Raw genomic sequence first — 26732 nt, forward strand, 5'->3', positions numbered from 1 at the left:
TATTCCCGAGACTTGCGATCGCGACGGGAACCGCTATGAGCGTGTTGCACTTCAGGTGACGGCGCGTTGGCATGGGCAGCGCTGAGTCTTTAGACTTGTCATTTCGGCCAAGTTCAGTAATGCGCCAGTTGACCGGCCAGCATGGCATCCGGAAGCATACAACGAAGGATTGAAGAACTTGGTCGATCCCAACACCCAAATTGGGCGTGCTGCGCGTGATCGGAACTCCCCGCGAGTCGTCGCGGTCCTTACAACACGGAACGAGGAACGGTTCGTTGCCGGATGTCTCGAGAACCTCTTTCGTCAAGGCGTACAGGTCTACATTTGCGACAATCAGTCGACTGACCGAACGCTTGAGATTGCCCAGCGCTACCGCGGGGCCGGATTGATAGGAATCGAAAGCATCCCGCACAACGGCTGGTATTGCTGGGAGCAGCTTCTTCGTCGCAAAGAGGAACTATTTCAATCGCTCGAGGCTGACTGGTTCATGCATCTTGACGCTGACGAGATCCATCTTCCGCCGACTTCGTACTCATCGTTGGTCTCCGCCATTGCGGCAGCCGACGCACTCGGTTTCAATGCGATCGAGTCTTCCGAGTTCACGTTCATTCCCACCAGGGAAGCCCCCGATCATGACAATCCCAATTATCAACACACGCTGCGCACCTACTACCCGTTCCGGCCGACCTCTCCACACTGCGTCCGTGCGTACAAGAAACAGGACGGCCCCATGGAGATCGCGTGGTCAGGCGGCCATCGCGTACGCTTCGAGGGGCCGGTGAGGCTCTCCCCCGAGCGTTTTCGCATGAAGCATTATCTGTTCCTGAGCGCAGAGCACGCCGCGCGCAAGTATGGCGGCCGGCGGTTCCTGAGCGAGGAGGTCGACGGTCGTGGTTGGCACGGATGGCGACCCCGCTTGCGACCAGGCGATATCCAACTGCCCGACACTACCCAGGTGCGCACCACTGCGACGGACGATGATCTGGACGAGGCCAATCCATGGTTGGCGCACTGGCTTGCGCGGTACGCCTCGTGAGCGATGGACACCTACCCCGCATCCTGGCGATCGCGGACCGACCCGGCTGGGCGATCGATAGAAAGGCCCAGAACCTTCGGCGCGTGCTGGCAAGAAGGTTCGAGATCGTCCAACGATTTCAGCATGATGTGACTGAGTCCGACGTGAACGCCGCGGATATCGTGCTCATTTTCTATTGGTTCCAGATCGCGAAGCTGCCCCTGCCGGAATCGGTCCTCGCCCGGCGGTCTGACAGGCTGGTCATCGGGATCTGCAGTCACAGAGAGATGGAGGGCGAATTCCGCGAGCCCGGGCTCGCTATCCTGCAGCGGTTGGCGCGCGCTGTCTTTGTCAACAATCGGAAGCTCGAGCACGAATACGCCCCTCTGCTGCGTATTCCGGTCCACTACACGCCCAATGGAGTCGACACGACATTCTTTTGCCCCCCGCCAGAGCCGCAACCTTATTCTGGCGAGCTCCGCGTCGGATGGGCGGGAAGTCTCGGCAACCATGGTCCGGCACATCGCGGCTTCCACGACGTCATCGAGCCCGCGGTCGCTGCCGTGCCGGGCGTGCGACTGCAGACTGCGATTCGGGAGCAACACTGGCGCAACCATGACGAAATGCTCGACTTCTACCGGGATCTCGACGTTTATGTCTGCGCCAGTCGCAGCGAAGGCACTCCCAATCCTTGCTTGGAGGCGGCGGCGTGCGGTGTCCCCTTGGTGACGACCCGTGTGGGAAACATGCCCGAGCTGGTTCGGGATGGCGACAACGGGCTGTTCTTCGATGGAACCGCGGAAGGGCTTGCGAACAAACTCGCCCTGTTGCGGGACACGCCATCGCTCCGGTCGCGGATGGCCGCCCGTATGATCGAGACGATCCGAGAGTGGGATTGGAGCGTGCAGGCGGAGAACTACGCGCACATGTTTACCTCGTTGCTCATGGCAGCGGAGCGGTCGGGCCGGTGAGACGTGCGGCTTCAGATGTGCCCGGCCAAACCTGACCTTTGGCGGCCGAACTCGATGCCGAAACACATCGCGCCTCTGCTGAAGATCGACAGGATGGCGAGGAGCTTCGGGTATTTCGAGCCTGTGGCGTGCGCCCCCTTGGCCGGCGGTCGATCCAGGGTCATTGTGCGGCGGGTAAGCATTCACTAGTCTTTCGGCCGGGTCGAGGATCGCACGCATGACGCCGAAACTGAACCGCTGGAAGCGCTTCGCCGACTGGGACGAGCGGCCGTTGCGGCTGGACAAGTTTGCGGCGGAAGACCCCGCCAACGGCTTCTCCGCTTTCTCCAGCCCGGCCGATCCGAAACCTGGCATCGGCATCAAGGACGGGCGCGTCGTATCCCTCGATGGGGTGCTCGAACACGACTACGACATGATCGACCGCTTCATCGCCCGCCATCACATCGACCCGGAAGTGGCGCCGGAAGCGATGGCGCTGGACTCGGCGACCGTCGCACGCTGGCTGGTCGACATGAACGTGCCGCGCGAAACGCTGGTACGGCTCGCCCATGGCATGACACCCGCCAAACTCGCCGAAGTGGTGTCGCAGCTCAACGCGCTGGAGATCGCGTTCGCCTACTCGAAGATGCGGGCCCGCAAGACGCCGGGCAACCAGGCGCACGTCACCAACGCCAAGGACGATCCGCTGCAACTCGCCGCCGATGCCGCGACCGCCGTCGCCTTTGGCTTCGACGAGATCGAGACGACGATGCGCGTGTCGCGCAACGCCTGGTCCAACGCGGTGGCGTGCGCGGTAGGCGGCGCGGTCGGTCGCTGGGGAACGCTGTTCCAATGCTCCAGCGAGGAAGCCGAAGAGCTGCGCATCGCCATGGCCGGCTTTACCTCCTACGCCGAAACCGTCTCCGTCTACGGCACTGAAAAGTCGTTCACCGATGGCGACGACACACCGTGGTCCAAGGCATTTCTGGCCGCCGCCTACGCCTCGCGCGGCGTCAAGATGCGCTGTACGTCGGGTGCCGGCTCCGAGTTGCTGATGGGCTTCCACGAAGCCAAATCGCTGCTCTACCTGGAAGCGCGCTGCCTCTGCCTGCAGCGCGGCATGGGGGTGCAAGGCACGCAAAATGGCGGTATCGACGGAGCGCCTTTGACCGCCACCATACCCGGCGGTGTTCGCGAGCTGATGGCCGAGAACCTCATCGCCGTCTGGCTCGATCTCGAATGCGCGTCGGGCAATGACGCGCGCTCGACCGAATCGGAAATTCGCGTCGGCGCCAAGATCCTTCCCTACCTGATTGCCGGCTCGGACCTGATCTGCTCCGGGATGGGATCGATCCTGAAATACGACAATTCGTTCAACCCGTCGCTGATCAACGGCGAGGAGCTGGAAGATTATCTTGTGCTGCAGCGCGATTTCGAGGCCGATGGCGGGCTGACGCCGCTGCCCGAGTCGCGCGCGATCGAGCTGCGCGAGCGCGCGGTGGAAGCGATCGCCGCCGTGTTCGAGGAACTCGGCCTTTCCTCACCGACCGAGGACATGAAGAGCAGCGTGGTCTACGCTTCCGGTTCCGACGATACGCGCAGCCTGATGCCGCGTGACGTCAGCTTTATCAGCGAAGCCATCAAGGAGCGCGGCATCACCGTGATCGATGTGGTCAAGGCGCTGGCCAAGCGTGGCTTCCGAGAAGAGGCGGAGAACCTCCTCGACGTGGTCAAGCTGCGCCTTTCCGGTGACTATCTCCAGACATCGGCGATGATCCGCAATGGGCGGATCGTCAGTGCGGTCAACGATCCAAACGACTATCTCGGCCCGGGTTCCGGCTACCGTGTGTCCGAAGAACGGCGCCTGCAGCTCAATGACATCCGCGATGTGCTGGACCAGAAGGAGGTGCTGCGCTCGGAAGCCCTGCACGAGAAGGACGAAGCAAGGCACATCCGCTATCGCAACCTTGGGCCGGCGGCCAACGGATCGGCGAAGGATGATGTGGTCATCGGCATCAGCCCGGCTTTCGGGCTTAAGCTTTATCGGACGACGGCCGGACATCGGCTCTCCGAAGTGCTCGGCGCCATGCTCGATGCAATCCGCGCACGCGGGCTCAAGGCGCGCGTCGTCCGCTTCCGCCATACGGCCGATACCTCCTTCCTCGGCCTGTCCGCCGCCCGGATGGCCGGCAGCGGTATCGGCATCGGCATCCAGGCCAAGGGCACGGCCGTCATCCACCAGCGTGGCCGCCAGCCGCACAACAATCTGGAACTGTTTTCCAATGCGCCGATCACCAGGCTCGAGCACTATCGCGCGCTGGGTGCCAATGCGGCGGCCTATGCGCTGGGTGAAATGCCGGAGCCTGTCGTGGTGCCGCAGCGGGGCGAGGCCATGGGGTCTCGCTACCACGCCCGCGTCGCCCTCATCTACGCCATCGAAACCGGACTGACCGAGGCTGGTGCGGCTCCCGAAGAGGTCGACGTCATCCTGACGGGGGTGAAATCGTGACCCACACACGCGCCGACTATCCGCTCGCCGAAACACAGCCCGGCGCCGTGACGGGCAAGCGCGGCAAGTCGCTTGCCGAGATAACGCTGGATTCGGTGCTTGCGGGCGACGTGACGATGGAAGACCTTCGCATCACCCCACAAGCGCTGCAGGCACAGGCCGATGTGGCGCGCGATGTCGGACGGCCGACACTGGCACTCAACTTCGAGCGTGGGGCAGAGCTTGTCGAGGTGCCGCAGGATTTCATCATGCAGGTCTATGAACTGCTGCGCCCCGGTCGCGCCAAATCCAAGGAAGAATTGCTCCAGACCGCAGCCACCATGCGCGATACCTACCAGGCCGAACGCATCGCCCGTTTCATCGAGGAAGCCGCCGAGACCTACGCGGCTCGCGGCCTTTTCACGTTCCGCTTCTGAAAGGACCGCATGAGCTGGAAAACCGGATTCCGTTCGCTCTACTATCTCGGCGCACCCGAGCCGGATGATCCGGTGCTGGTGCCGGCGCAAACCGCCATCCTGGTCATCGACGTTCAGAACACCTACCTGGAACGGCCGGATCGCGCATCGTTGTCGCCGCAGGAACAGCAACGCTACGATCTGTGGACGCCGTTCCACGAGCGCATGCACGGCACGGTCATACCGAACACGGCAAGACTGCTGGCGCTGGCACGGCAAAACGGCATCGAATGCCTTTTTGCCCGCATCGCCTGCCACACCAAGGACGGGCGTGACCGCTCGCTCTCTCAGAAAATGCCGGGCTGGAACAATTTGCTGCTGCCAAAGAACGACGCACCGTCGCAGCTGGTCGCCGAGCTTCAGCCGGCCGGCGACGAGATCGTGGTGACCAAGACCACCGATTCCGCGCTGACGGGAACGAATCTGCGCCTGATCCTTCACAATCTCGGCATCCGGAATGTCATCTGCTGCGGTATCTTCACGGACCAGTGCGTGTCCTCGACAGTGCGCAGCCTGGCGGACGAGAGCTATGCGGTCATCGTGCTCGAGGATTGCTGCGCCGCGGCGACCGAGGAGCTTCATCGCAAGGAGCTCGAAATCATCAACATGATCTATTGCCACGTCATGTCGAGCGGCGAGCTATGCAAAATCATGGCCTTGGCAAAGTGACGCTGCGTCCGTAGTGTCATGGCTGCACGAGCAGGCTGGGACACATCGGCCGCCCGGTGCGGGGAACTGCATACAGCTGTCACGAATGGAGAGGGCTTCATGGCGATAGAAACTGCACGCGGGACGATCGACGTCTCGAAGAGTAACAGCATCAATCTTTTGCACTCGAAGGCCGTCGGGCTCGCCGGTGTGCTCTTTCTGGCCGTCACCGGCGCGGCGCCAATGTCGGCGATGCTGGGCAATGTCCCGTTCGCAGCAGGCTACGGCATCGGCAAATATACCCCCGCCGCCTTCCTGATGGCGACGATCGTGCTGACCATCTTCTCTGTCGGCTATGCCGCGATGGCATCGCGCGTTTCGTCGGTCGGCGGCTTCTACTCCTTCATCAGCCAGGGGCTCGGCCGCGAGGTCGGCATGTCCGCGGGCATCGGCTCGCTCGCCTGCTACTCGCTGTTCGAAGCCTCCCTCACCGGACTGTTCGCCTTTTTCGGCAATCTTTGGCTTTCCCAGCATTTCGGCATCAACGTCCCGTGGATCGTGCTGGCGCTCGCCATGATCGTGGTCATCGCAGCGCTCGCCTACCGCGACGTGAAAGTGTCGGCACGGCTGCTCGGCATAGCCCTCATTCTTGAAGTGATCATGCTGGTGATCTTTTCGCTCGGCGTGATCTTTGCCCATGGCGGGACGAATTTTTCCGGCGATTCGCTCAATGTGTTCAAGGTGTTCACGCCTGTCGCCGAGCAGAAGGTCGGCACCGTCGCCATACCGGCGGGCGAAGCGGCCGTCGGCATCTTCATGGCGTTCTGGTCATGGGTCGGCTTCGAGATGGCGCCGAACTATGCCGAGGAATCCCGCGATCCGAAGCGCATCATTCCGCAATCGCTGCTGATTTCGGTCATCGGCCTTGGCCTGTTCTACACCTTCGTCAGCTGGTGCGCGGTGGCGGCCTATCCGACCGAGGCCGATATGGTAGCCAAGGCCTTCTCCGACGGCGTGAACTTCTTCCTGACACCGGTGCAGGCTTTTGTCGGCGGCTGGGGCTACCAGCTGATGTCGCTGCTCATCCTGACCAGTTCCTTCGCCTGCGGCATGGCTTTCCACAACACCGCTTCCCGCTATTTGTATTCGCTGGCGCGCGAAGGCGTCCTGCCGCAGGTGATCGCCGAGACGCATGACCACCACAAGAGCCCACACAAGGCCTCGGCGCTGCAGTCGGTGCTGGCGGCGGTATGGGTGCTGCTCTACGGTCTGGCCTACGGCTTCGACGATCCGTCGGGACAGGCCTGGCTTGGCGTCTATACGCTGTTTGCCGTGCTTGGCACCGGACTGCTTTTGGTGCTGCAGGCGGTTGTCTCGCTGGCCATCTATATGTGGTTCAAGAAGAACGGCGGCGGCAGCATGCTGACGACTGTCATCGCGCCGTTGATCTCGCTGGTTGTGCAGTTGGTCCTCGTCTACACGCTGGTCGCCAATCTGGCGACCTTGGGCGGCACCAATGGTTTTGCCAGGAGCATCCCCTATGTCGGGCTTGCGATCCTTGTCGTCGGCCTGATCTGGGGCTTCGTGCTGAAGTCGGCCAACCCCAAGGCCTATGAGAACATCGGTCACATGGTGAACGAGGGCTAGAGCAATTCCAGGAAAAGTGTGAGCGGTTTTCCGTCCGGAATTGCGTCAAAACAAAGAGTTAGAGCGGTTCGCCGTTTCCATGAAACGGTGAAACGTTCTAAGGCATTCCTCGCCCTGGATTTCTTGCCTCAACGGGGACGGAGCATCACTCTGTCCCCGTCTCATTTTGGAGCTTCAAGTCATGACCCAGTCTTTGAGGGGTCGGTCCGTCGTCGTTACCGGCGGGTCGAAAGGCATCGGCAAGGGCATAGCGCGGGTGTTCGCGCTCTCGGGTGCCAAGGTCGCCATCATTGCGCGCCATCCCGACCAGGCCGAAGCCGCGGCCGCCGAGATCGGCCATGGCGCCTTTGGCGTGGTTGGCGACGTTACCTCGCTCGCCAGCATCGAGAGCGCGCTTGCAGTGGCAGCCGCCAGAAACGGTAGTATCGACGTTTTGTGCGCCAATGCCGGCATCTTCCCGCAGGCACGGCTCGAGGACATGACCTCGCAGCAATGGGACGAGGTTGTCGACACCAACCTCAAGGGCACCTTCCACGCGGTCAAGGCAGCGGTTCCCTATCTCAAGGCATCCGACCAGGCCCGCATCGTGCTGACGTCGTCGATCACCGGCCCGATCACCGGTTTTCCCGGGTGGTCGCACTACGGTGCCACCAAGGCGGGACAGCTCGGCTTCATGCGAACAGCCTGCATCGAACTGGCGAGATACGGCATCACCGTCAACGCCGTCATGCCGGGCAACATCGTGACCGAGGGCCTTGTCGGCCTGGGCGAGGACTACCAGAAGACCATGGCCGCCTCGATCCCGCTCAAGCGGCTCGGAACCGTGGAGGACATCGGCTACGCCGCGCTCTACTTTGCGTCGAGGGAAGCCGGCTACGTGACGGGACAGACAATCATTGTCGATGGCGGCCAGATCCTGCCGGAGAGCCTGGAGGCACTGGCATAGAATGGTTCAAAACTTGCTCAGATAGGCCTCGCACAGCCCGACCGTTCCCTCGGTATAGGGAAGGCCCATCGACTTGGCGAGGTCGGTCTCGGCGTGCGAGCCGATCCACGCGACCAGGAGCAGACGGCGCAGCATCACGAAGGTCGGGATCTCGTCTTCGTCCGCGCTCGGCAAGTCAAGCACACGGCGATAGCCGGTCGTCCATGACCGGATGAGATCGGCTGCCTGTGGCTCGTGCTCGTAGAAAGAGATGGGCGTCGCCGCGTCGTACATATACCAGCCGAAGCCGCAGTCGTCGAAGTCGATGACCTTCACCGTCTTGCCGTCGATCAAAAGGTTGGCGAGCCGCAGATCGCAATGGATGAGGCCGAAGCGGTCATGGCCCTTGCCGAAGGCAGTGAGCCTGCGGCCGACCAGCTCCGCGGTGCGGCCAAAGAGCCTGGCTTTCGCGGCGTCGACGCCGATGCCGTCACGCCACCGTCCCCAAAGCGGCCTCTCCTCGCCGAGGCTTGTTTCGAAATCCCACACATGGCGGCTGAACCAGGAAGGGCGCTTCCACTGCCGGGCGTGGATGTGCATGCGCGCCGTGACCTCGCCCAGCAGTTCGAAAGGTTCGCCAAGCGCCTCGCCTATGCCCGGCTCCGAACCGGTCTCCCATTGCGACAACACGACATGGCGTGGTTGCGCCAATCTTGGATGGCCGACACGCTGGATCTGTTCGCCGTCCTTGCCCGCGACCGGCACGGGTGTGGGGACGATCCCGGTCTGGCGCAGATCGGTCAGCCAGGCCAGTTCGGATTGGATGGCCGTCCTTGAATGGTAGCCGTCGCGATGGATGCGGAGCGCCCAGCGCCGGCCGTCGCGAGCCGCAATCTTGTAGGTCGCGTTCTCCGACAGGTTGATCATCTCGACGGAAACGTCCGCCGGCAGATCGTAGTTGGCGGTGGCCGCCTCCGCCGTTTCCTGCAGGATGCCGAGTTGCTGGTCGTGGGTGAGCGCGTCGAAATCCATCACTGTCCGTCCTGCCCCATCCTTGCCTGTCCCCTGCCGGAACCCGCGCGATCTCGGCAAGCCCAGCCGCCGGCTCGAACTGGACGCCTGGTAGTTTCAACGAGGGTTGGACCATGTCAACTCGCCTTGCCTGCCTGATGCAGCAACTCCCGGGCGCGCGGCATTGCCGCATCGAAGCGATCCATAATGTCCCGGCAGGTCTCGTGATCCAGGAGAATCCCGGGCTTCCACTGCAGCACCCGCTTGTCGAGCGATGAGAAGATCGCCCAGACGCCCTGCTCGTAGAGCGCACGCGACACGAAGACGGCGCCTTCCGGGTGATTGCTGAATTCCAGCCCGAGGATCACGCCTTTCTGGCGTACCCCGGTGAAGATGTCGCCGTGACGAACCAGCATCTCGCGCATGGCCTGCGCCATGAACTCGGTCACGGTGCCGACATTGGCCACCAGTTCGGGCCGCTGCAGCATCTCGATGACCTTGTGGCCGACGACGCAGCCGAGCTCGGCCCCGCCGGTGGTCGAAATATGGGCGGCCCCATCCTCGTTGAGCCAGCCGCCGGCTCGGTCGTTCACCAGCGCCGCGCTGATCGGATAGAGGCCGCCGGACAGGCCCTTTGCCGTCACCATGATGTCCGGCTGGACGCCGTAGGCCTGCCAGCCCCACATGCTGCCGGTCCGCATCAGGCCGGTCTGGACCTCGTCGGCGATGTACATCGCGCCATGCTTTTCGCACAGCGCCTTGCAGGCGCTGAGATAGCCATCCTTCGGCATCGGGAAGCCGTAAGTGGCGGGAATTGTCTCCATGATCAGCGCCGCGACGTCTTCGCCCTTGAGCGCCCGTTCCATGGCGTCGATGTCGTTGAAGGGAACCTGGATGAACGTCTCCGGCTGGTCGGAGAGAAAGATCTTGGTGAAGCGATCGTCGCCGGTCGCCACGGCGAGCCCCGAATGCCCGTGATAGCCCTTGATGATCGACACTATCTTGCGCCGCTTGGTGGCATAGCGGGCGCTCTTGATGGCGATGTCCACCGCCTCCGCGCCGCCCGGCGCGAAGATCGCGTATTTCATTCCGGGCGAGACATTGACGAGGGATTCGGCCAGCGCCGTTCGCGCCACGGATGGGAACCAGTGGTTGCCGATGTCGAAATAGTCGAGCGCGCTCTTCAGCGTCTCGACCAGCTCCGGATTGCGGTGACCGAGATTGTAGGTGCCGCCATTGAGGTGCAGGTCGATCAGGCGGCGCCCCGACATGTCGTAGAGGAAATAACCTTCCCGCCTGCCGATCACCAGATCGATCCCGGCCTTCTGCCAGAACCTGGTCTTGTCGGGATTCCAGAAACGCATTGCCTTGTCGAAAAAATCCTGCTTCGACTCGAACTCGAAGGGGCCGAAGTCGTACATGCCTGTCTTGTCCTCATGGTTTATCGGCGCGCCGGAGCGGGCGAGGCCCGCCCGCCGGATGATGCAGGATTACAAGCCGGCGAGAAAGGGTGGAGAGTGGATGATCCTGAAGGACAGGACCGCGATCGTCACCGGGGCGGGATCGGGCATCGGCAGGGCGGCGGCGCTGATCATCGCGCGCGAGGGAGCGGTGGTCGGCGTGGCGGATCGTAGCGCCGACGGCGCCAACGCGACCGTCCAACAGATTCTTGCCGCCGGTGGCCGGGCAAAGGCGCTTGTGTTCGACCTGACCGACGATCAGGCGCTTGAAGCCGGTTTTCACGATTTCATCCACACCCAGGGCAGGATCGACATCCTGCACAATCATGCCGGCGTACAGGTCGAAGGCGACGTGCTCGGTGTGAGCGTGAAAGACTTCGACACCTCCTGGACGCTCAATGTGCGGGCTCACTTCCTCGGTGCCCGCATCGTCATGCCATTCATGAAGAAGGCAGGCCGCGGCGTCATCCTCAACACGTCGTCGAGCTCCGGCGTGCTCTACGACCGCGAGATGATCGCCTATACGACGACCAAGCACGCGGTGATCGCGATGACCAGGCAGATGGCCGGCGACTATGGCCGCTTCGGCATTCGCGTCAACGCGCTTTGCCCAGGTTGGGTGGACACGCCCTTCAATGCTCCTTTCATCGCCCAGATGGGAGGCCGGGAGGCCATCGAAGCCTACATCCGCGAAAGGGTGCCGCTTGGCCGTTGGGCAAGCGTCGAGGAGATCGCCGAGGCAGTGCTGTTTCTGGTGTCTGACCGGTCCTCGTACATGACGGGTCAGATCCTGGTTGTCGATGGAGGAGAAACGGTGATCTAGAGCAACTCCAGGAGTGCCGGTGCGCCAATGACTGGCCTGACCAGTCATAGGAATGGAATGCGTTTTGGTCGGCGCTAGGGCACGAACGGCAAATCCCAACGAGCTCTATTCGAAAGAGTAGGTAAATCCTTCCGACGAGGCACCGACGGTGACTTTTGTCATCTTCTTGCCCTCGAGCGAGCGATTGAGCACGCCGCGGCTGAGTTCGGGCAGCAGCGTGTTGGTGAGGATGGCGTCGATCATGCGTCCGCCGGATTCGATCTCGGTGCAGCGCGCCTTGACCATGTCCATGACGCCGTCGCCGATCACCAGCTCGGCATCGTTGGTTGCCTTGAGGCGCCGCGCGATCTTGCCGAACTGGTGCCTGGTGATCGCCTCGATCATCGCGTCCGAGAGCGGATAGTAAGGGATTGTCACCACGCGGCCGAGGAAAGCGGCCGGAAACACTTTCAGCAGCGGGCCGCGCAAGGCGGTGTCCAGGTCGTCCATGCCGGTGCGCAAGGTGCCGTTCTTCGTGCGGTCCATGATGACCTCGGAGCCGACATTCGAGGTGAGCAGGATCAGCGTGTTCTTGAAGTCGATCCGGCGGCCTTCGCTGTCGTCCATCATGCCCTTGTCGAAGACCTGGAAGAAGATCTCGTGTACGTCCGGATGCGCCTTCTCGACCTCGTCGAGCAGGATCACCGAATAGGGCTTGCGCCGCACGGCCTCGGTCAGGATGCCGCCCTTGCCGTAGCCGACATAACCGGGTGGCGCGCCTTTCAGCGTCGAGACCGTGTGCGCCTCCTGGAATTCGGACATGTTGATCGAAATCAGGTTCTGCTCGCCGCCATAAAGCGTTTCGGCAAGCGCCAGGGCTGTCTCGGTCTTGCCGACGCCTGAGGGGCCGCAAAGCAGGAACACGCCGACCGGCTTCTCCGGCGCGCCGAGGCCGGCGCGGCTGGTCTGCACTCGCCTCGCGATCATCTCCATCGCATGGTCCTGACCGACAACGCGCTCAGACAAGGTCGCGGCGAGCTTGAGCGCCTTCTCGGTCTGGCTGGACAGCATCCGTCCCGTCGGGATGCCGGTCCAGTCCTGGACGACGGCAGCCACGGCGTTGCGATCGACCGACGGCAGGATCAGCGGGGTCTCGCCCTGCGCCTCGGCAAGTTCCGCCATCAATTCGCGCAGTCGCGCCAGGTCGGCAGCGGAATCCGGCACGGGCTCGTGCGCAGCAGCAGCCTCCGTCTTTGCCGCCTTTGCTTTCTTGGCCTTGGTGTTCGAGCCCTTGGGTTCGGCTGTCTCGAGTTTCGGCGTTTTGGCCTCAGGTGCCTTGCTTTCATGCGCCGTGGCAGGTGACGCATCGACGGCCTCGCCCGCAGCGGCTTCCCCGCCCTCCACCGCGTCAAGCGGCACGCCCTCGCCTCGGAGTTTGGCGCGCAGGTCGAGTATCTCGGCGACAAGCGCCTTTTCCCGATCCCAGCGCGCTTGCGCTGCTGCAAGCGTGGTCTCGGTTTCCGCCAACCCGGCCTCCACGCGAGCCTGCCTGTCGGCCACTTCGATGCCGATCGCCGCCTCGCGGCCGATGATGCCTTCCTCGACCTCGAGCGCCTGGCGGCGGCGCAGAATGTCCTCGACCTCCGCGGGCGTAGCGTGCTGAGAGACGGCAACGCGGGCGCAGGCTGTGTCGAGGAGGCTGACCGCCTTGTCCGGCAGCTGCCTGGCCGGAATGTAGCGGTGCGAAAGCGAAACCGAGGCCTCGATCGCCTCGTCGAGGATCTGCACCTTGTGGTGCTGCTCGAGAACGCCGGCTACACCGCGCAACATCAGCACGGCCACCGTTTCGGAAGGCTCTTCGATCTTGACCACCTGGAACCGACGGGTCAGCGCCGGATCCTTCTCGATATGCTGCTTGTATTCGGCCCAGGTCGTGGCGGCGATAGTGCGAAGCTCGCCGCGCGCGAGCGCGGGCTTGAGGAGATTGGCCGCATCGCCGGTTCCCGCCGCGCCGCCGGCGCCGATCAGCGTGTGCGCCTCGTCGATGAAGAGGATGATCGGCGTCTCGGAAGCCTGGACCTCGTCGATGACAGCCTTCAGCCGCTTTTCGAACTCGCCCTTGACGCTGGCGCCCGCCTGCATCAGCCCGACATCGAGCATGCGTACGCTGACATTCTGAAGCGTCGGCGGAACGTCGCCCTGGGCGATGCGCAAGGCAAAGCCCTCGACGACCGCCGTCTTGCCGACACCTGCCTCGCCGGTCAGGATCGGGTTGTTCTGCCGGCGGCGCATCAGGATATCGACAATCTGGCGGATTTCAGGATCGCGGCCGACGACCGGATCGATCTTGCCGTCGCGAGCACGCTGGGTCAGGTCGGTGGCGTATTTGGCGAGCGCCGAATCCCCGCCCGGGCCGCGTTTCATCGGTGTTTCGGTCGCAGCCGCGGCAGGAGGTGGACCGGCTTCGAGCGAGCCCTCGGTGACGTCGGCGAAGCGGGCGATGACCCCGTCCGCGTCGATCTTGTCGAATTCGGCGCTGATTTTCGAAACCAGCCCTTCCAGCGCCGGTGTCTTCAGACAGGCGAGAAGAATATGCGCGCTACGCACCTCCTCGACACCGAATTGCAGTGTGGCCAGGCTCCAACCTTCCTGTATGGCGTGGAAGATGTGATCGGAGAATTCCTCCACCGAGGTCGCGCCGTAGGGCAGCTTGTCGATGGCGCGGGTCATATCGGCCGTCAGCCGGCTGACATCCAGCCCGGCATCGGCGACGATCATCTGCACATCCGAGCGCTCGGACAGCACCAGTTGCTGGACGAAATGCACGAGTTCGACATAGGGATTGCCGCGCATCTTGGCCGTGTCCGCGGCGGCCTTGAAGGCGCGCACCCCCGTGGGATTGAGCTTTGCAACGAGTTCCTTGCGCTTGAAACTCTGCGACGATCGGCGCTGTTCCATTGAACCTGCCCCCGAAATCTGCTGACCGTACCCTGCCATAGAAGCGGCCGCTTGACAAAGCCGCGTGACGAAAGAGGCCTTCCGACCCGGTTCGGGCGGCACCTCGTGGTTACACAAGCCCTGCAAACTCCTCAAACAAACCCGCACCTGGGGTCCAAACCATGCGAGCCATTTCGCATGCGCGGCCCGCCAATCGCGCAATGGGTTTGGTTGAAAGATTGCGGGAGATTCAGCTTCTGTTAGTTTTTGGGGAAGTGCTCAATTGTCGTGGCATGGGACCGATGATAACGTTGCGTCACATGGGTCACAGGGCCCTTTGCTGGGGGTAGGTGTGATTGATCTCGCACTCTGGCTGAATCCTCTGGACGGCGCGAACCCGTCGGGAGAGGACTTACGCAACGACCCGGCTTTTCATGAGCTGGAGCGGCTCACGGAAGCCCAGCTCAAGGTCGTCCACGACGGTGGCAACAAGGCTTCGCAGTCAACCAGCGCTGTCGACTGGGCGGCAGTCCTCGAAAAATCGGAAGAATTGCAGTCGCGCGGCCGGGATTTGCGCCTTCTGGTCATCGTCACGCGCGCGCTGGCCAATGAAGAGAAGCTCGCCGGCCTCGCCCAAGGGCTGACCCTGATCGCGAGGACTCTCGACCAGTACTGGGATACGATGCATCCGGCCTTGCGGACGGGTGCCACGCCGCGCGACGCGGCGCTGCGACGCATCAATGCGCTGCTTGACCTCCAGAACGGCCAGGAAGGCCTGCTGGCGAACCTCAGGCAAACCGTCTTCTTCTCACCGCGCGCCATCGGGCCGGTCAGCGGGCGAGACCTGGAACAGGCAGCGCTCGACGAGCGCGTCATGCTCCAGGAAGCTGCCTCGGGCCTCGGAACCGCCGAAAAGGCGGCGCTGGCGGCCGCCCACAACCAGCTGCTGAACCGGGTGCGCACAGCATGCGCGGCGCAGATCGATCAGGCCGCCGACACTGTCACGACACTTTTGGCCGATGCGCGCGCCGCGATTTCGGCGCTGGAGGCGGTGGATACCGCGCTCAATGCCCGCATCGAGGGCAATGGCGCGGCCGTTCCGGATCTGAAGAAGTTCCTGCAGCGCCTGCTGACGACGCTGGAGCGGAACTCCAGCGCCGGCGCCATGGCCAACGGTGCGGCAAAGCCTGCCCAGCAGCCGGCCCAACCGGCATCGACGCCCACCCAAAACGGTCATGGAGCCGAGACGATGGCAAGTGTGGCAAGCTCTGTGGAACCCAGCGCCGGCCTGCCTGACCGGATCAACTCGCGCGACGATGTCGTCAAATGCCTCGATCTCGTGGTCGCCTTCTACGACCGCACTGAACCGTCCAGCCCTATCCCGCACCTCGCCCGGCGCGTGCGCAGGATGGTGCACATGGATTTCGTGGAACTGATGGAAGATCTCGCCCCGTCGGGGCTGAAGGAATTCCGGCTGCTTGCCGGTGTCGCCGATCCCAAGAAGCCGGCCCAGAAGGATGAAAGGTAACCAGCATGCCAGCAGAGAGCAAAGCCAAGGTCATCGAAAGAAACCGCGCCCCGCGCGTGCAGATCGCCTACGACGTCGAAACCTACGGCAGCCCCACGACGATCGAGTTGCCGTTCGTCATGGCTGTCATGGCCGACCTTTCGGGCGCCTCGCAGACCAAGGAAGCGTCGAAGTCGGTTCTGGACCGCAATTTCGTCGAAACCGACGCCAATCGCTTCCCCAAATTCATGGAAGCGATGGGACCGCGCGTGAAGGCGCGCGTGAAGAACACGTTGCCGCAAGCTGAGGGCGCCGAGCGGGACGAGGAACTGGCGATCGATCTCACCTTTTCCAAAATGGGTGATTTCGCGCCGGACAAGATCGCCGAGCAGGTGCCGCAACTGGCCGAGATCCTCAAGATGCGGCGTCAACTCGAGGAACTGCTGGGCTTCATGGATGGCCGGGTCGACGCCGAAAAGCGCATCGCGCAGCTTCTGAACAACGAGCCGCTGCTGAGCAAGATCGCCGGCCAGGCGATTTCTGACGGCAAGGGCGAGGAGTAAGTCATGGCCGAACAGCAAAAGACCGCAGCCGCTACCGCCGAGGCCGAAGCCATCGATCTTGGCGAATTCAGCGGCCTCCTTGAAAAGGATTTCAAGGTCAAGAAGGACGACAGCGAGAAACTGCAGCAGTTGGTGCGCAACCTGGCGCTGGCCGCTCAGTCCCGTTCCGAGACGACGACCATCTCGTCCAACGCGATCAAGTCGATCAAGTCGCTGATCGCGGGCATCGACAAGATGCTGACGACGCAGGTCAACGAGATCCTGCATGCCCCGGAAGTGCGGGAGATGGAAGGCACCTGGCGAGGCCTTTGGTACCTCATCAACAACACCGAGACAGACACCAAGCTGAAGATCCGGGTGATGAACATCTCCAAGGAGCAGTTGGCCGACACGCTCGAAGACTATGAAGGTCAGATGTGGGACCAGAGCCCGATCTTCAAGAAAGTCTACACGGACGAGTATTCGATGCTGGGCGGCGAGCCGATCGGCTGCATCATCGGCGCCTACGAATTCTCCAACCATCCGCGCGACGTCGGCCTGCTGCGCAACATCTCGGGTGTCTGTGCCTCGGCGCACACGCCATTCATCGCGGCCGCCTCGCCGCGGCTGTTCCGCATGGACAGCTGGCAGGAGCTGCCGAACCCGCAAGACCTGCAGATGATCGTGAACAACCCGGCCTATGCCTCATGGCAGTCGCTGCGCGAGAGCGAGGACGCCCGCTATATCGGGCTCACCATGCCGCGCGTGCTGGCACGCCTGCCCTACGGCTCGGAAACCGTTCCGGTGAAGGGCTTCACCTTCGAGGAAGAGGTGGGCGGCGACCACAACAAATATGTCTGGATGAACGCCGCCTTCCCGATGGGCGTCAACATCAACCGCAGCCATAAGCTCTATGGCTGGGGAACGCAGATCCGCGGCGTCGAGAATGGCGGCACGGTGCTCAACCTGCCGGTGCACGCTTTCCCGACGGACGACGGTTCGATCGCAATGAAATGCCCGACCGAGGTCGCCATCGACGACCGGCGCGAGGCGGAATTGGCGAAGCTCGGCCTGATGCCGATCTTGCACCGCAAGAACACCGATCTCGCGGCCTTCATCGGCGCGCACTCGCTCCAGGATGACGAGACGCGCGCCGGGCGCCTCGTCGACCCCGACGCCCAGTCGAACGAACGGCTGAGCGCCAACCTGCCCTACCTCTTCCCGGTGTCGCGCTTCGCGCATTACCTCAAGGCGATCGCGCGCGACAAGATCGGATCGTTCAAGGAACGCACCGATATGGAGATCTGGTTGACCGAATGGATCAACCGGTACGTGCTGGCCAATCCGGCCTTCGCCGACGACAAGGCGCGGGCCAAGCGTCCGCTTGCCGCGGCCGAGGTTCAGGTCGACAGCGTCGAAGGCCGGCCCGGTTACTACAATGCCCGTTTCTATCTGCGTCCGCACTACCAGTTGGAAGGCATCAACGCCTCTCTCCGGCTGGTGTCGGAACTGCCGTCAGTGAAGGGCTGAAGTCGCAGCGAAGTCATCTTGTTTCGTTTGAAAGCGGTGGAGAAAGACAATGCCGACCACAGAGAGAAGCGAGGCTCCTTCCATGAAGATCGATGGTTTTTTGAAAGTCCCGGACATCAAGGGCCCGAGCAAGCGCGACGGCCATGAAGACGAGATCGAAGTGCATGGCGTCGATTACAAGATGATAGCGCCCTACGACCCGAATTCGCTTTCGCGACGCGGCCGTGTGTCGATGGGAATGATCAAGTTCATCAAGCACTACGACAAGTCGTCGCCGTATCTGAAGAAGGCACTGTTCGAGAACAAGGCGCTCGACGAGGTGGTGTTCTCGGCACGCCGCACCATTGACGGCGAGACCAGCGACTATCTGGTCGTGACGCTCACCGACGCCTCGGTCATGGAGTACGATATGCGGCAGGCCGCCGACGAGGCCGATCTTATCGAGGAAGAAGTCAGCTTCGCCTACAAGAAGATCAAGTTCGTCTACGACAAGGACGACGAGATCGAAATGGACGTCTATGTCGGCAAGTGAGGCCAAGCGGCCTGGCGCGAAGCCGCAGCTTGCCGGCAGTTCGCGGGCAAAGCGCGAGGCGGTCCAGCCTTCGCTGTGGGACCGCCTCGTCAACGACTTGCCGGGTGTGGCGTCGGAGATCGACGGGCTGCGCCGTCTGCTGGATGAAGAACTCGGCGCCGAGCGCGTCGGGGCTCTTCTTGACGGCAGCGCGCGCGCCATCGATACCGACGCCGAACTGACGCCTGAGCAGAGACGGCGCCTGCACCGGCTGGCCTTCCAGACCGAGCATCGCGCCGAGATCGAAAGCCGCGGCGTGGTGGTTTCGGCACGCGTGTTGAGAGAAGCCGTGCGGCGCGACATCGAGGCGCTGTTCAACACCGAGCGCTTCGAATCCGTGCCGATGCTTTCCGATGCCGAACACGAACAGCCGCTGGACGAACTGCCATCACTGGCCGACTTTCCCGAGGTGCGCCGCAGCGTCGTCAATTATGGCGTGCCCTCCTTTTCCGGCCGCTCTTCGCGGGATTTCGACCGCGATGCGCTGGCGCGCGAAATCCGCACGGTGCTTGCCACCTTCGAGCCGCGCCTGAAGGAGAGCGCCACGACCGTCAACGTCACGCTCGGTGACAAAACCGTCGGCCTCAAGATCGAGATCGACGCGGTGCTGATCATGACCCCGACACCGGAGCGTATGCGGCTGCGCACCACGATCAATCTCGACAACGGCCTGGCACGAACCGAATTCCGGGAGACCTGAGATGGATCGGGTCTTCGTGGAGTATTACGAAGAAGAACTGACCCATATCCGGGCGTTGGCCGCGGAATTCGCCGACATGCATCCGGCGGTCGCCCGCAATCTTTCCCTCGACACGGTCCCCTGCCCCGACCCCTATGTGGAACGGCTGCTTGACGGCGTGGCCTTCCTGGCCGCGCGCACCCGTCTCAAGGTCGACGCGGAGCGCTCGCGCTTCTCGCGCGCCGTGCTCGATGTGCTTTACCCGGATCTGGTGACGCCGGCGCCCGCGACGGCGATGGCTGTGCTGAAACCCGGCCAGCAGGTGCAGTCGATGATTGCCGGCCACGCCGTCCCGCGTGGCACACGACTGGTCTCCGGCCTCAATCCAGGGCTTTCGACGCGTTCGACCTTCACCACCGCGCAGGAGGTCACGCTGTGGCCGATCGCGATCGCCTCGGTCGGCTATTTCCAGGATCGCAGCGCGCTCGCCGCTGCCGGAATCGCGATGATCGGCGACGCGCGCGGCGAGGCGGCGTTTCGCGTCACCCTTGCCCGGACGGGAAAGGGTAAGCTCAGCGAACTGTCGCTCGACCGTCTCGACCTCTATTTCGCCGGGCGTGCCAGGGCACCCTTGCTTTTCGATGCGATCTTCGGCGCCTGCTCGGCTCTCGGCGCGCGGGCGGAAGGCAAGACCAATCCGCTGACGGCGCTGCCCGAGCCCGAAATGATCGGCATCCGCGACGACGAAGCGCTGATGCCGCGCACCCGTCCGACCTTCGAAGGATACAGGCTGCTGCGCGAATATTTCATGATCCCGGAGCGCTTCCATTATGTGCGGGTCGCCGGCCTCCAGCCGGTGGTGCGCAAGTGCGATGCGGGGATCGAGATCATCTTCCTGTTCCGGCGTCCGGTGCCCGAGCTCGCCGATGTGACGGTAGCCGACTTCGAACTGTTCGTGACACCGGTCATCAATCTCTTCGAACGCGAATGCAACGTCATCGAGATCGATCCGCGCAAAACGCGTCAGGTGCTGCACGCCGACCGCACCCGGGCGCGGGATTTCGAGATCTTCCGGGTCACCCGGGTCGAGGACGCCGACGCGGAGAGCGGCGAGGCGACAATTCCAGAATTGTTCAGCCTGGGGCAGAACCGCGGCAGCGGCTGGGTCTATTCGATCGAGCGACGTCCGCGCCGAGCCACCGAAGACGAGCGGCGCGAAGGTCTGACCCGCACCTCCTACACGGGCGACGATGTCTTCATCGCCGTCTCGCGGCCGGCAGGAAGCTCGCCAAACCGGCCGCTCAAGCGTCTCGACATCACGGCGCTGTGCACCAACCGCGACCTGCCGATCCTGGACGACACGCCGACGCTGACGCTGGAGACGGCCGATCCGGTCGAAGCGGTGCGCTTGCTTGGAGCGCTGCGGGCGCCGCAGCCGGCAATCCCGGCGTCCCTCCCGGCCAGCGCGGCAGGCGAATCCCGCGCCGACAATCTCGCCTGGCGGCTGGTGGCGCAGCTCTCTCTCAACTTCCTCAGCCTTGCCCAGGAAGGCCGTGGCGTCGATCCGCTGCATGCCTTGCTCGACCTCTATGCCGATCGCGGCGATCCCAGCCTTGCCCGCAACGTGCATTCGATCGTGCGCATCGATTCACGCCCGGTGATCGAGCGGCTCCAGATCGACGGGCCAATGTGTTTCGGACGCGGCACCGAAGTGACACTGCATGTCGACCAGTCCGTGCTGGCGGGGCAAAGTTCGCTGCTGCTTTCGGCCCTGCTTTCGCGGCTGTTCGCCCGCCATGCAGGGATAAACGGATTTGTGCGGACCCGTACCCGGTTGCTGCAGAAGCAGGAGGATGTGCCATGGCCGATGACGCCCGGCAATCGCTGCCTGATCTAGCGGAGCCCGCAACGGTCGCTGCTGAACCGTCGCTGGAGAACTTCGATTTTTTCGAGCTGCTGCGGCGCCTGGAGCAGCGGGGTGCATTGTTCGGCCATTCCGGAACGGCCGACCGCGAGCCGGCGAGACTTGGCCAGCATGTCCGCCTGAGCTTCTCGGCCCGCGACGTCGTCAAGTTCCAGGGCGTCGGGGCCTCCGCCCGTGTGACCGTCGCCAATCTCGGGCTGCTTGGACCGGAAGGACCGATGCCATTGCATCTGACACGCTGGGTGCTCGACCGGCTGTCGCAGCGCTGGTTCACCGGGGCCGATGCCGAGCAGACCAGCGACACGACCTTCGTCGATTTCGTCAACATCCTGCAACACCGCATGATGGCCCTTTACTATCGCGCCTGGGCTGACGCGCATCCGGCGGTGCAGGTCGAGCGGTCGGTCGGCGGGCGAGTTCGCGCCATGCTGGAGGCAATGTCCGGGATCGGCCTTCCCGGCACGCAGGATCCCGAACTCGACACTGTGCGACTGCGACAGGCTGGATCGCTCGCCAACCAGGTCGACGGCGTGGAGCGGCTGACGCTGTTTCTCGCCACCGCCTTCAAGGTGCCGGTGCAGATCAAGGAATTCGTCGCCGCCTGGATCACCATACCGACGGCACTGCAGACGCGTCTCGGCAAGGCCCATGCCGGGCTTGGACGCGGCGCGACGATCGGGCCGCGGGTGTTCAGCCGTCAAAGCAGGATCGAATTGCGCGTTGGTCCGCTGAGCCTTGACGACTTCAGGTCGTTCCTGCCCGGCGAACGGCGTCTTGGCCTGTTCAAGAAGGCGGTGCGCGACATGATCGGCGAGACGCTCGACGTCGATTTGCGCATCGTGCTCGCGCGCGAAGCCGTGCCGTTGCCACGGGTCGGAACTGTCCAGCTTGGCCGGACGGCCTGGCTGGCGCGGCCCTCCGAAAAGGGTGACGCCGACGATCTCAGATTGCACACCATCGTCGGCTGGCGGCCGGAAATGGCGGAGGCGGCCGCATGAGCCTGCTGCTGACGCTGGAACAAGGCCCGCGCTCGCAAGTGGTCAGGCAGACCCGGCTGGACGAGGGCGAATTGGTGATCGGGCGCAGCGCCGATGCCGGCTGGCAGATCGACGACCCGGACATGTTCGTCTCGCGCGCGCATTGCAGGATCAGCGGCGACCGGGATGGCTATTTCATTACCGACACGTCGAGCAGCGGATTGTTCGTCGATGACTCCGACAGCCCCCTGGGACCTGGCAGGTCGATGCGGCTGCAGAACGGCATGCGCCTGCGCATGGGCGACTATATCTTCCACGTCGAGGTTCAATCCAAAGCGAACCGGACGTCGGTCGGCCCAGCTCCTGTCGCCGGCCATCCCGCGCCTGCGTGGTCATCGCCGGGAGCGAGAACGCCTGCCAGCATCGGCGGTGACGACTTCTTCTCGGCTAAGGTCGAGGAAGAACCACGCCAGCCACGCCCAGCGGACCTGCCGAACCCGTTCGAGCAGCCTGTTCCCGGGGCTTATGATCGCCCATCCAGCCAACGCAGTTCGCCTGCCTTTGACGACCCGTTCAGCCTCGACCCGGTGGCGACGTCGCAATCCGGTGATGTCGCTGCTCCAGGTCAGCCAGATCCGTTCGGGTTCGGCGAAATGCCTTCGCGCAACGATGCGTCCGGGCATGCGGCAAAGCCGGCCAGCTTCGATGACGATTTCAGCTTTGGGCCGGCAGCGACCCCGCCTCTCGCCAACGGCGCCGCCCCGGCAGGACGTGTGCAGCATCAGGCTGAAAAGCCGCGAGCCGGGCATCCCTGGGATTTGCCGGTGCAGCCGGCCGAGCCACCGCCGCCGCGACGCGCCGTTCCAGCGCCCAAGCCTGCGCGTCCGGCGCAGCCCGCATCCGGCGATATGTCGCTTCGCGCCGCATTCTTGCGCGGCATGGGCGTCGAGGAGGCTGATTTTCCCGGCCGCGATCCGATCGCCGAAATGGAAAAATTCGGGCGTGAATACCGGCTGATGCTGGATGGCTTGATGCAACTCCTGCGCAAGCGCGCCGAGGAGAAGGGAAGCGCGCGCGTCGCCCAGACGGTGGTCGGCGCCTCCGAAGTCAACCCGCTCAAATTCCTGCCGACGGCCGAGGACGTCATCGTCACCATCATCTCGGAACGCAGTCCGGGCTTTCTCTCCGGCGAGGCGGCAATCAACGATGCGGTAAAGGACCTTGCACAGCATCACGTACGCGCTTGGCGCGGCGTTCAGGCCGCGCTTCGGCGCATGATCGACCGTTTCGATCCGGCCGCGATCGAGGAAGAGCTCAAGTCCAATTCCGCCATCGGCAATCTGCTCTCCGGCGGACGTAATGCCAAGCTGTGGGAGCTCTACCAGAAACGCCATCGCGACATCGCCCAGAGCGCGGAATCGAGTTTCCTGGGCGAGATCGGCGCAGACTTCAGGGACGCATATGAAGAGGAGGAGTAGGACATGATCGACAGACGCGAATTCGTCGTTGCCCTCGGCGCTACGGGGCTGCTTGCGGCTTGCCAGAGCGGCCCGCCGAAACCATCGGTGATCTCGGTCAACGTGACCGGAGGCGCCGGCATGAATCCAGGACCGGGCGGCGGCGACAGGCCGGTGACGGTACTGGTGATGCGGCTTGCCAGCACCGGCAAGTTCAACTCGGCCGACTATTTCGCGCTGCAGGGCGATGCGAGCTCGGCGCTCGGTGCCGACCTCATCGGCTCCGACACGATCTCGGTCGCGCCAGGCAAGACGGCGGCCAAGACCATCACGGTCGAGCCGAACGCCACGGCACTCGGCTTCGTGGCGCTGATCCGCGAGCCGGGCGGACGCAACTGGCGCACGACCAAGTCGGTATCGCCAGGGTCGAAATTCACCGTCAATGTCAGCCTCGGCAAGGGCGGCATTTCCGCCTAGCGACAGGGGCCACGGATGGTTGTGGGCAGAAAGTAGTGGCATGAGCGATGCAAACAGGGTGCTGTGGTCGGAGGGCCTGTTTCTCAGGACCCAGCACTTCCAGCAGCAGGATCGGTTCTTCGAGGGCATGGTGCGCGGCGCATTGCAGGCCGGCCAGCTCCATACTTTCGGCTTCCAGCAACTGACCCTCGACCAGTCGCTGCTCGACGCCGGCCAGGTCTCGATCGTGTCCGCCCGGGGTATTTTCCCGGACGGCACGCCCTTCTCCATCCCGGAACTGATGGATGCGCCCAAGCCGCTGCCGGTCACGGCCGACACCGGCGCCGGTCCGGTGCTGGTGGCACTGCCGCTCGAGCCACCCGGTGGCGTCGGGTTCGATCCGGCGCATGCGGCATCGACGGGCGCGCGCTACCACGGCAAGATCGTTTCGGTGCGCGACGCCGTCCAGAGCGGCGCCGATCCCGAAGAGATCGAGATCGCCCGCCCGCAAGCCGCCCTGCTCGCGCCCGGCAAATCGGTCGGCGGTTATACCGCCTTGCCGATCGCCGACATAAAGGGCGTGCGCGCCGACGGCGGCATCTCGCTCGATGAGACGTTCCTGCCGCCGACGCTGATCACCGGCGCGGTCCACTGGTACCGGCAATTGCTGCAGGAAGTGGTGACCGGCCTCGACCAGATCGCCGAAGCGCATGGCAAGATGGTGATGGGCGGCGCCGGCCGCAGCGTCGAAGACCTTTTGATGCTGCACCTCGCCAATGCCGCTCGCCCGCGGCTTGCCCACATGCTCGCGCAGGATGTCTTTCATCCGGCCGAACTCTATCTCGAACTGGCCGGACTGGCCGGCGAGATGGCAACCTATGGCTCGAGCTCGCGGCGGCTCGGCGAATTGCCGGCTTACGACCATATGGCGCCCGGCCCCGCCTATATGGCGCTGGCCGACGCGTTGCGTTCGCTCATCCTCAGCCTGCGCTACATCGAGCCGAAATCGCGGGCGCTGCCGGTCATGCGGCACGCGACCAATGTCTGGAAGGTGCGCATCGACAACCCGAAGCTCTTGGTCGCCAGCCGCATCGTCATCCGCGTCGGATCGGAACTGTCGGAGGACGCGCTGCGCAAGATTTTCGTCAACCAGGCGACAGTCGGCGCCGCTGACCAGTTCGAAGGCCTTTGGAAGTCGCGCCTGCCGGGCATTCCGCTGAAACCGCTTCATTCGCAGCCACGCGAGATTCCCTATGATGGCGACCGGCTGTGCCTGGAGCTTGACCAGAAGAGCGAGCATTGGGCCTCGTTGCTCGACGCCCCCGGCTTCGTCATCGGCGTTTCCGGTGTCCTGCCGAGCGAGCCGCAGGTCGACTGCTACTCAGTGAACAGGTGAGGCCATGAGCCGGGATGATCCTTTCGGACTGTCGGAGGATCGCGAACGCACACGCATCAGGCTGGCGGGCGCCGCCCCACGGCCGATGGCGCCGCTGTCACCGGGCGGGCCGGTAAAAAGGGCGCGCGCCCATCCCAACACGCTCATCAATATCTTCGCGCCGTTGCTCGAATTCGCGCCGGAGCTCGAAAGCGCGCTGGCGCCGGAGAACCCGGAAGCGATGCGCACGCGCCTACTCGACGAGTTGGTTCAGGCGCGCGACGCCGCCATGGCAGCGGGCTCCTCGCTGGAGCGCGCCGACCAGGCGGCCTGGGCCGTGGCGGCGTTGCTCGACGACCTCGCGCTGAACACGCCGTGGGGCGGCGCCAGCGCCTGGCCGCGCCAGCCTCTGGTGGTCATGCTGCGTGGCGACGTCGATGCCGGCACCCAGTTTTTCACCCGCCTTGACGAGCTGGAGCGCCATCCCAACCGCGACCGCGAGATGCTTGAGCTTCAGTATTACTGCCTGGCGCTCGGCTTCCGCGGCAAGTACCGGGTGCCCGGCCGCGCCGGCGACCGCTCGCTCAATGCCGTGCGTGTGGCAGCCGCGCGCTTCCTGCGCAATGCCGACGCCGAGGACGCGCCGCTGTCGCCGAACTGGAAAGGCGTGATCGCTTCCGACGAGCCGCAGCGCTTCATCGTTCCGATCTGGGTGATGGCACTTGCCGCGGTTGTCGTCGCCGCCGTCGCTTATATCGGTCTGTCGATGAGCTTGAGCAGCCAGGCGGTCGAACTCTCCCGCCCTCGTGCGCACGCTGCCGCCGGCCTCGCGCGCGGACGTTACCCGCGCCGCACCCAAGCAGGATGCGCCCGCACCCGAACCGCCACAGCCGGTCGATTTCGCGCTGCTGCCCGCGTTCAAGGCCGAAGCGCCGGCGAGCCTCAAGGGCGCGCTCAGCGGTACCGAGAGCGTCTCGCTGGCCAAGCTGATCATCCAGTCCTCCAACCCCGAGCTCTTCCAGTCTTCGCGGCCGACACTGTCGCAGGGCTACGAGCCCCTGATCCAGTCTATCGCCAAGGTGATCCTCGCCAATCAGGAGTTGATCGGCAACATCACGATCGTCGGCCATACCGACAATGTGCGCCTGCAACGGTCCAACCCGCTCGCGAGCAACCAGCGGCTCTCGGAGGCACGTGCCCAAACCATAGCGGACCTCCTGGTGCAGGCTGGCGTGCCACAGGAGCGCATCCATTCCGAAGGCCGCGCCGACTCCGATCCGGTGGCCGACAACTCGACGCGCGAGGGCCGCGCGCTCAACCGGCGCGTCGAGGTCCTGGTCGAGAAGAGGCTCTGA

21 protein-coding genes and 1 pseudogene are annotated in these 26732 nt (G+C 63.9%); 19 read left to right on the forward strand and 3 right to left on the reverse strand.

Annotated features, from left to right (window positions below; translation table 11 throughout):
• Positions 1 to 178 precede the first annotated feature (178 nt).
• The 7 genes from ACVILI_RS26795 to fabG all read left to right on the forward strand — a co-directional run bounded on the left by ACVILI_RS26795 (position 179) and on the right by fabG (position 8170).
• On the forward strand, positions 179 to 1036 hold the full coding sequence (locus ACVILI_RS26795; RefSeq protein ID WP_240564840.1) for a glycosyltransferase family 2 protein: 858 nt from the start codon (positions 179 to 181) through the stop codon (positions 1034 to 1036).
• The gene (locus ACVILI_RS26800) at positions 1000 to 1986 is read left to right on the forward strand and encodes a glycosyltransferase family 4 protein (protein WP_027047137.1); all 987 of its coding nucleotides are present in this window, start codon (positions 1000 to 1002) and stop codon (positions 1984 to 1986) included. The genes ACVILI_RS26795 and ACVILI_RS26800 overlap by 37 nt, the downstream gene beginning before the upstream one ends.
• Positions 1987 to 2203: 217 nt before the next feature.
• On the forward strand, positions 2204 to 4474 hold the full coding sequence (locus ACVILI_RS26805; protein ID WP_038648590.1) for a propanediol/glycerol family dehydratase large subunit: 2271 nt from the start codon (positions 2204 to 2206) through the stop codon (positions 4472 to 4474).
• Positions 4471 to 4890, forward strand: coding sequence for a diol dehydratase small subunit (locus ACVILI_RS26810; RefSeq protein WP_038648592.1), 420 nt, complete (start codon positions 4471 to 4473; stop codon positions 4888 to 4890). The genes ACVILI_RS26805 and ACVILI_RS26810 overlap by 4 nt, the downstream gene beginning before the upstream one ends.
• A 9-nt stretch (positions 4891 to 4899) precedes the next feature.
• Entirely contained in the window at positions 4900 to 5598 is a 699-nt protein-coding gene (locus tag ACVILI_RS26815) for a cysteine hydrolase family protein (protein ID WP_019859777.1), read from the forward strand.
• Positions 5599 to 5697: 99 nt separating this feature from the next.
• Positions 5698 to 7224, forward strand: coding sequence for an APC family permease (locus ACVILI_RS26820; RefSeq protein ID WP_019859778.1), 1527 nt, complete (start codon positions 5698 to 5700; stop codon positions 7222 to 7224).
• A 181-nt stretch (positions 7225 to 7405) separates the two neighbouring features.
• The gene (gene fabG, locus ACVILI_RS26825; protein WP_038648595.1) at positions 7406 to 8170 is read left to right on the forward strand and encodes a 3-oxoacyl-ACP reductase FabG; all 765 of its coding nucleotides are present in this window, start codon (positions 7406 to 7408) and stop codon (positions 8168 to 8170) included.
• A 6-nt stretch (positions 8171 to 8176) separates the two neighbouring features.
• Here the strand turns inward: fabG and ACVILI_RS26830 are convergent, their stop codons facing one another.
• Complete coding sequence (locus ACVILI_RS26830) at positions 8177 to 9181, reverse strand: phosphotransferase enzyme family protein (RefSeq protein ID WP_038648598.1); 1005 nt, start codon at positions 9179 to 9181, stop codon at positions 8177 to 8179.
• A 116-nt stretch (positions 9182 to 9297) separates the two neighbouring features.
• Positions 9298 to 10581, reverse strand: coding sequence for a class-III pyridoxal-phosphate-dependent aminotransferase (locus ACVILI_RS26835; protein WP_038648600.1), 1284 nt, complete (start codon positions 10579 to 10581; stop codon positions 9298 to 9300).
• 100 nt (positions 10582 to 10681) lie between these two features.
• On the opposite strand from ACVILI_RS26835, the gene ACVILI_RS26840 reads away from it, so the two are divergent.
• Entirely contained in the window at positions 10682 to 11443 is a 762-nt protein-coding gene (locus ACVILI_RS26840) for an SDR family NAD(P)-dependent oxidoreductase (RefSeq protein ID WP_038648603.1), read from the forward strand.
• A 105-nt stretch (positions 11444 to 11548) separates the two neighbouring features.
• On the opposite strand, the gene tssH is transcribed toward ACVILI_RS26840, so the two are convergent.
• A complete protein-coding gene (tssH, locus tag ACVILI_RS26845) occupies positions 11549 to 14380 on the reverse strand; it encodes a type VI secretion system ATPase TssH (RefSeq protein WP_038648606.1) in 2832 nt (943 codons plus the stop codon).
• A 331-nt stretch (positions 14381 to 14711) separates the two neighbouring features.
• Here tssH and tssA point away from each other — a divergent pair, with 331 nt between their 5' ends.
• The 11 genes and pseudogenes from tssA (at position 14712) to tssL (ending at position 26732) form a co-directional block, all read left to right on the forward strand.
• Complete coding sequence (gene tssA / locus ACVILI_RS26850) at positions 14712 to 15887, forward strand: type VI secretion system protein TssA (protein WP_038648612.1); 1176 nt, start codon at positions 14712 to 14714, stop codon at positions 15885 to 15887.
• 5 nt (positions 15888 to 15892) lie between these two features.
• Positions 15893 to 16429 carry a type VI secretion system contractile sheath small subunit gene (gene tssB / locus ACVILI_RS26855; RefSeq protein WP_019859789.1) on the forward strand — a complete coding sequence of 179 codons (537 nt, stop codon included), beginning with the start codon at positions 15893 to 15895 and terminating at the stop codon, positions 16427 to 16429.
• Positions 16430 to 16432: 3 nt separating this feature from the next.
• A complete protein-coding gene (tssC, locus tag ACVILI_RS26860) occupies positions 16433 to 17938 on the forward strand; it encodes a type VI secretion system contractile sheath large subunit (RefSeq protein WP_010910844.1) in 1506 nt (501 codons plus the stop codon).
• Positions 17939 to 18020: 82 nt separating this feature from the next.
• Positions 18021 to 18470: an Hcp family type VI secretion system effector gene (locus tag ACVILI_RS26865; protein ID WP_027047140.1), complete on the forward strand. Its 450-nt coding sequence runs from the start codon at positions 18021 to 18023 to the stop codon at positions 18468 to 18470.
• Positions 18457 to 19209: a type VI secretion system baseplate subunit TssE gene (gene tssE, locus ACVILI_RS26870; RefSeq protein WP_019859791.1), complete on the forward strand. Its 753-nt coding sequence runs from the start codon at positions 18457 to 18459 to the stop codon at positions 19207 to 19209. Before ACVILI_RS26865 ends, tssE begins: the two co-directional genes overlap by 14 nt.
• A gap of 1 nt (position 19210) precedes the next feature.
• Positions 19211 to 21085, forward strand: a complete 1875-nt coding sequence (gene tssF / locus ACVILI_RS26875; protein WP_038648614.1) for a type VI secretion system baseplate subunit TssF — start codon at positions 19211 to 19213, stop codon at positions 21083 to 21085.
• Positions 21049 to 22110: a type VI secretion system baseplate subunit TssG gene (gene tssG, locus ACVILI_RS26880; protein WP_038648616.1), complete on the forward strand. Its 1062-nt coding sequence runs from the start codon at positions 21049 to 21051 to the stop codon at positions 22108 to 22110. The genes tssF and tssG overlap by 37 nt, the downstream gene beginning before the upstream one ends.
• Entirely contained in the window at positions 22107 to 23567 is a 1461-nt protein-coding gene (gene tagH, locus ACVILI_RS26885) for a type VI secretion system-associated FHA domain protein TagH (RefSeq protein ID WP_038648618.1), read from the forward strand. The genes tssG and tagH overlap by 4 nt, the downstream gene beginning before the upstream one ends.
• A gap of 3 nt (positions 23568 to 23570) precedes the next feature.
• Entirely contained in the window at positions 23571 to 24023 is a 453-nt protein-coding gene (gene tssJ, locus ACVILI_RS26890; protein WP_019859795.1) for a type VI secretion system lipoprotein TssJ, read from the forward strand.
• A gap of 40 nt (positions 24024 to 24063) precedes the next feature.
• The gene (tssK, locus tag ACVILI_RS26895) at positions 24064 to 25398 is read left to right on the forward strand and encodes a type VI secretion system baseplate subunit TssK (RefSeq protein WP_010910851.1); all 1335 of its coding nucleotides are present in this window, start codon (positions 24064 to 24066) and stop codon (positions 25396 to 25398) included.
• A gap of 4 nt (positions 25399 to 25402) precedes the next feature.
• A pseudogene (gene tssL / locus ACVILI_RS26900) lies at positions 25403 to 26732 on the forward strand (type VI secretion system protein TssL, long form).

This window comes from Mesorhizobium sp. USDA 4775 (assembly GCF_054062655.1).

What these genes read in the sequence shown, in the direction of transcription:
- ACVILI_RS26840 (WP_038648603.1), top strand. Translation starts at nt 10,682, where the DNA reads ATGATCCTGAAGGACAGGACCGCGATCGTCACCGGGGCGGGATCGGGC.
- tssK (WP_010910851.1), top strand. Translation starts at nt 24,064, where the DNA reads ATGAGCGATGCAAACAGGGTGCTGTGGTCGGAGGGCCTGTTTCTCAGG.
- tssJ (WP_019859795.1), top strand. Translation starts at nt 23,571, where the DNA reads ATGATCGACAGACGCGAATTCGTCGTTGCCCTCGGCGCTACGGGGCTG.
- fabG (WP_038648595.1), top strand. Translation starts at nt 7,406, where the DNA reads ATGACCCAGTCTTTGAGGGGTCGGTCCGTCGTCGTTACCGGCGGGTCG.
- ACVILI_RS26835 (WP_038648600.1), bottom strand. Translation starts at nt 10,581, where the DNA reads ATGTACGACTTCGGCCCCTTCGAGTTCGAGTCGAAGCAGGATTTTTTC.
- tssG (WP_038648616.1), top strand. Translation starts at nt 21,049, where the DNA reads ATGGCCGATGACGCCCGGCAATCGCTGCCTGATCTAGCGGAGCCCGCA.
- ACVILI_RS26805 (WP_038648590.1), top strand. Translation starts at nt 2,204, where the DNA reads ATGACGCCGAAACTGAACCGCTGGAAGCGCTTCGCCGACTGGGACGAG.
- ACVILI_RS26815 (WP_019859777.1), top strand. Translation starts at nt 4,900, where the DNA reads ATGAGCTGGAAAACCGGATTCCGTTCGCTCTACTATCTCGGCGCACCC.
- tssB (WP_019859789.1), top strand. Translation starts at nt 15,893, where the DNA reads ATGCCAGCAGAGAGCAAAGCCAAGGTCATCGAAAGAAACCGCGCCCCG.
- tssH (WP_038648606.1), bottom strand. Translation starts at nt 14,380, where the DNA reads ATGGAACAGCGCCGATCGTCGCAGAGTTTCAAGCGCAAGGAACTCGTT.
- tagH (WP_038648618.1), top strand. Translation starts at nt 22,107, where the DNA reads ATGAGCCTGCTGCTGACGCTGGAACAAGGCCCGCGCTCGCAAGTGGTC.
- ACVILI_RS26865 (WP_027047140.1), top strand. Translation starts at nt 18,021, where the DNA reads ATGAAGATCGATGGTTTTTTGAAAGTCCCGGACATCAAGGGCCCGAGC.
- tssC (WP_010910844.1), top strand. Translation starts at nt 16,433, where the DNA reads ATGGCCGAACAGCAAAAGACCGCAGCCGCTACCGCCGAGGCCGAAGCC.
- tssE (WP_019859791.1), top strand. Translation starts at nt 18,457, where the DNA reads ATGTCGGCAAGTGAGGCCAAGCGGCCTGGCGCGAAGCCGCAGCTTGCC.
- tssF (WP_038648614.1), top strand. Translation starts at nt 19,211, where the DNA reads ATGGATCGGGTCTTCGTGGAGTATTACGAAGAAGAACTGACCCATATC.
- ACVILI_RS26830 (WP_038648598.1), bottom strand. Translation starts at nt 9,181, where the DNA reads ATGGATTTCGACGCGCTCACCCACGACCAGCAACTCGGCATCCTGCAG.
- ACVILI_RS26800 (WP_027047137.1), top strand. Translation starts at nt 1,000, where the DNA reads ATGGTTGGCGCACTGGCTTGCGCGGTACGCCTCGTGAGCGATGGACAC.
- ACVILI_RS26820 (WP_019859778.1), top strand. Translation starts at nt 5,698, where the DNA reads ATGGCGATAGAAACTGCACGCGGGACGATCGACGTCTCGAAGAGTAAC.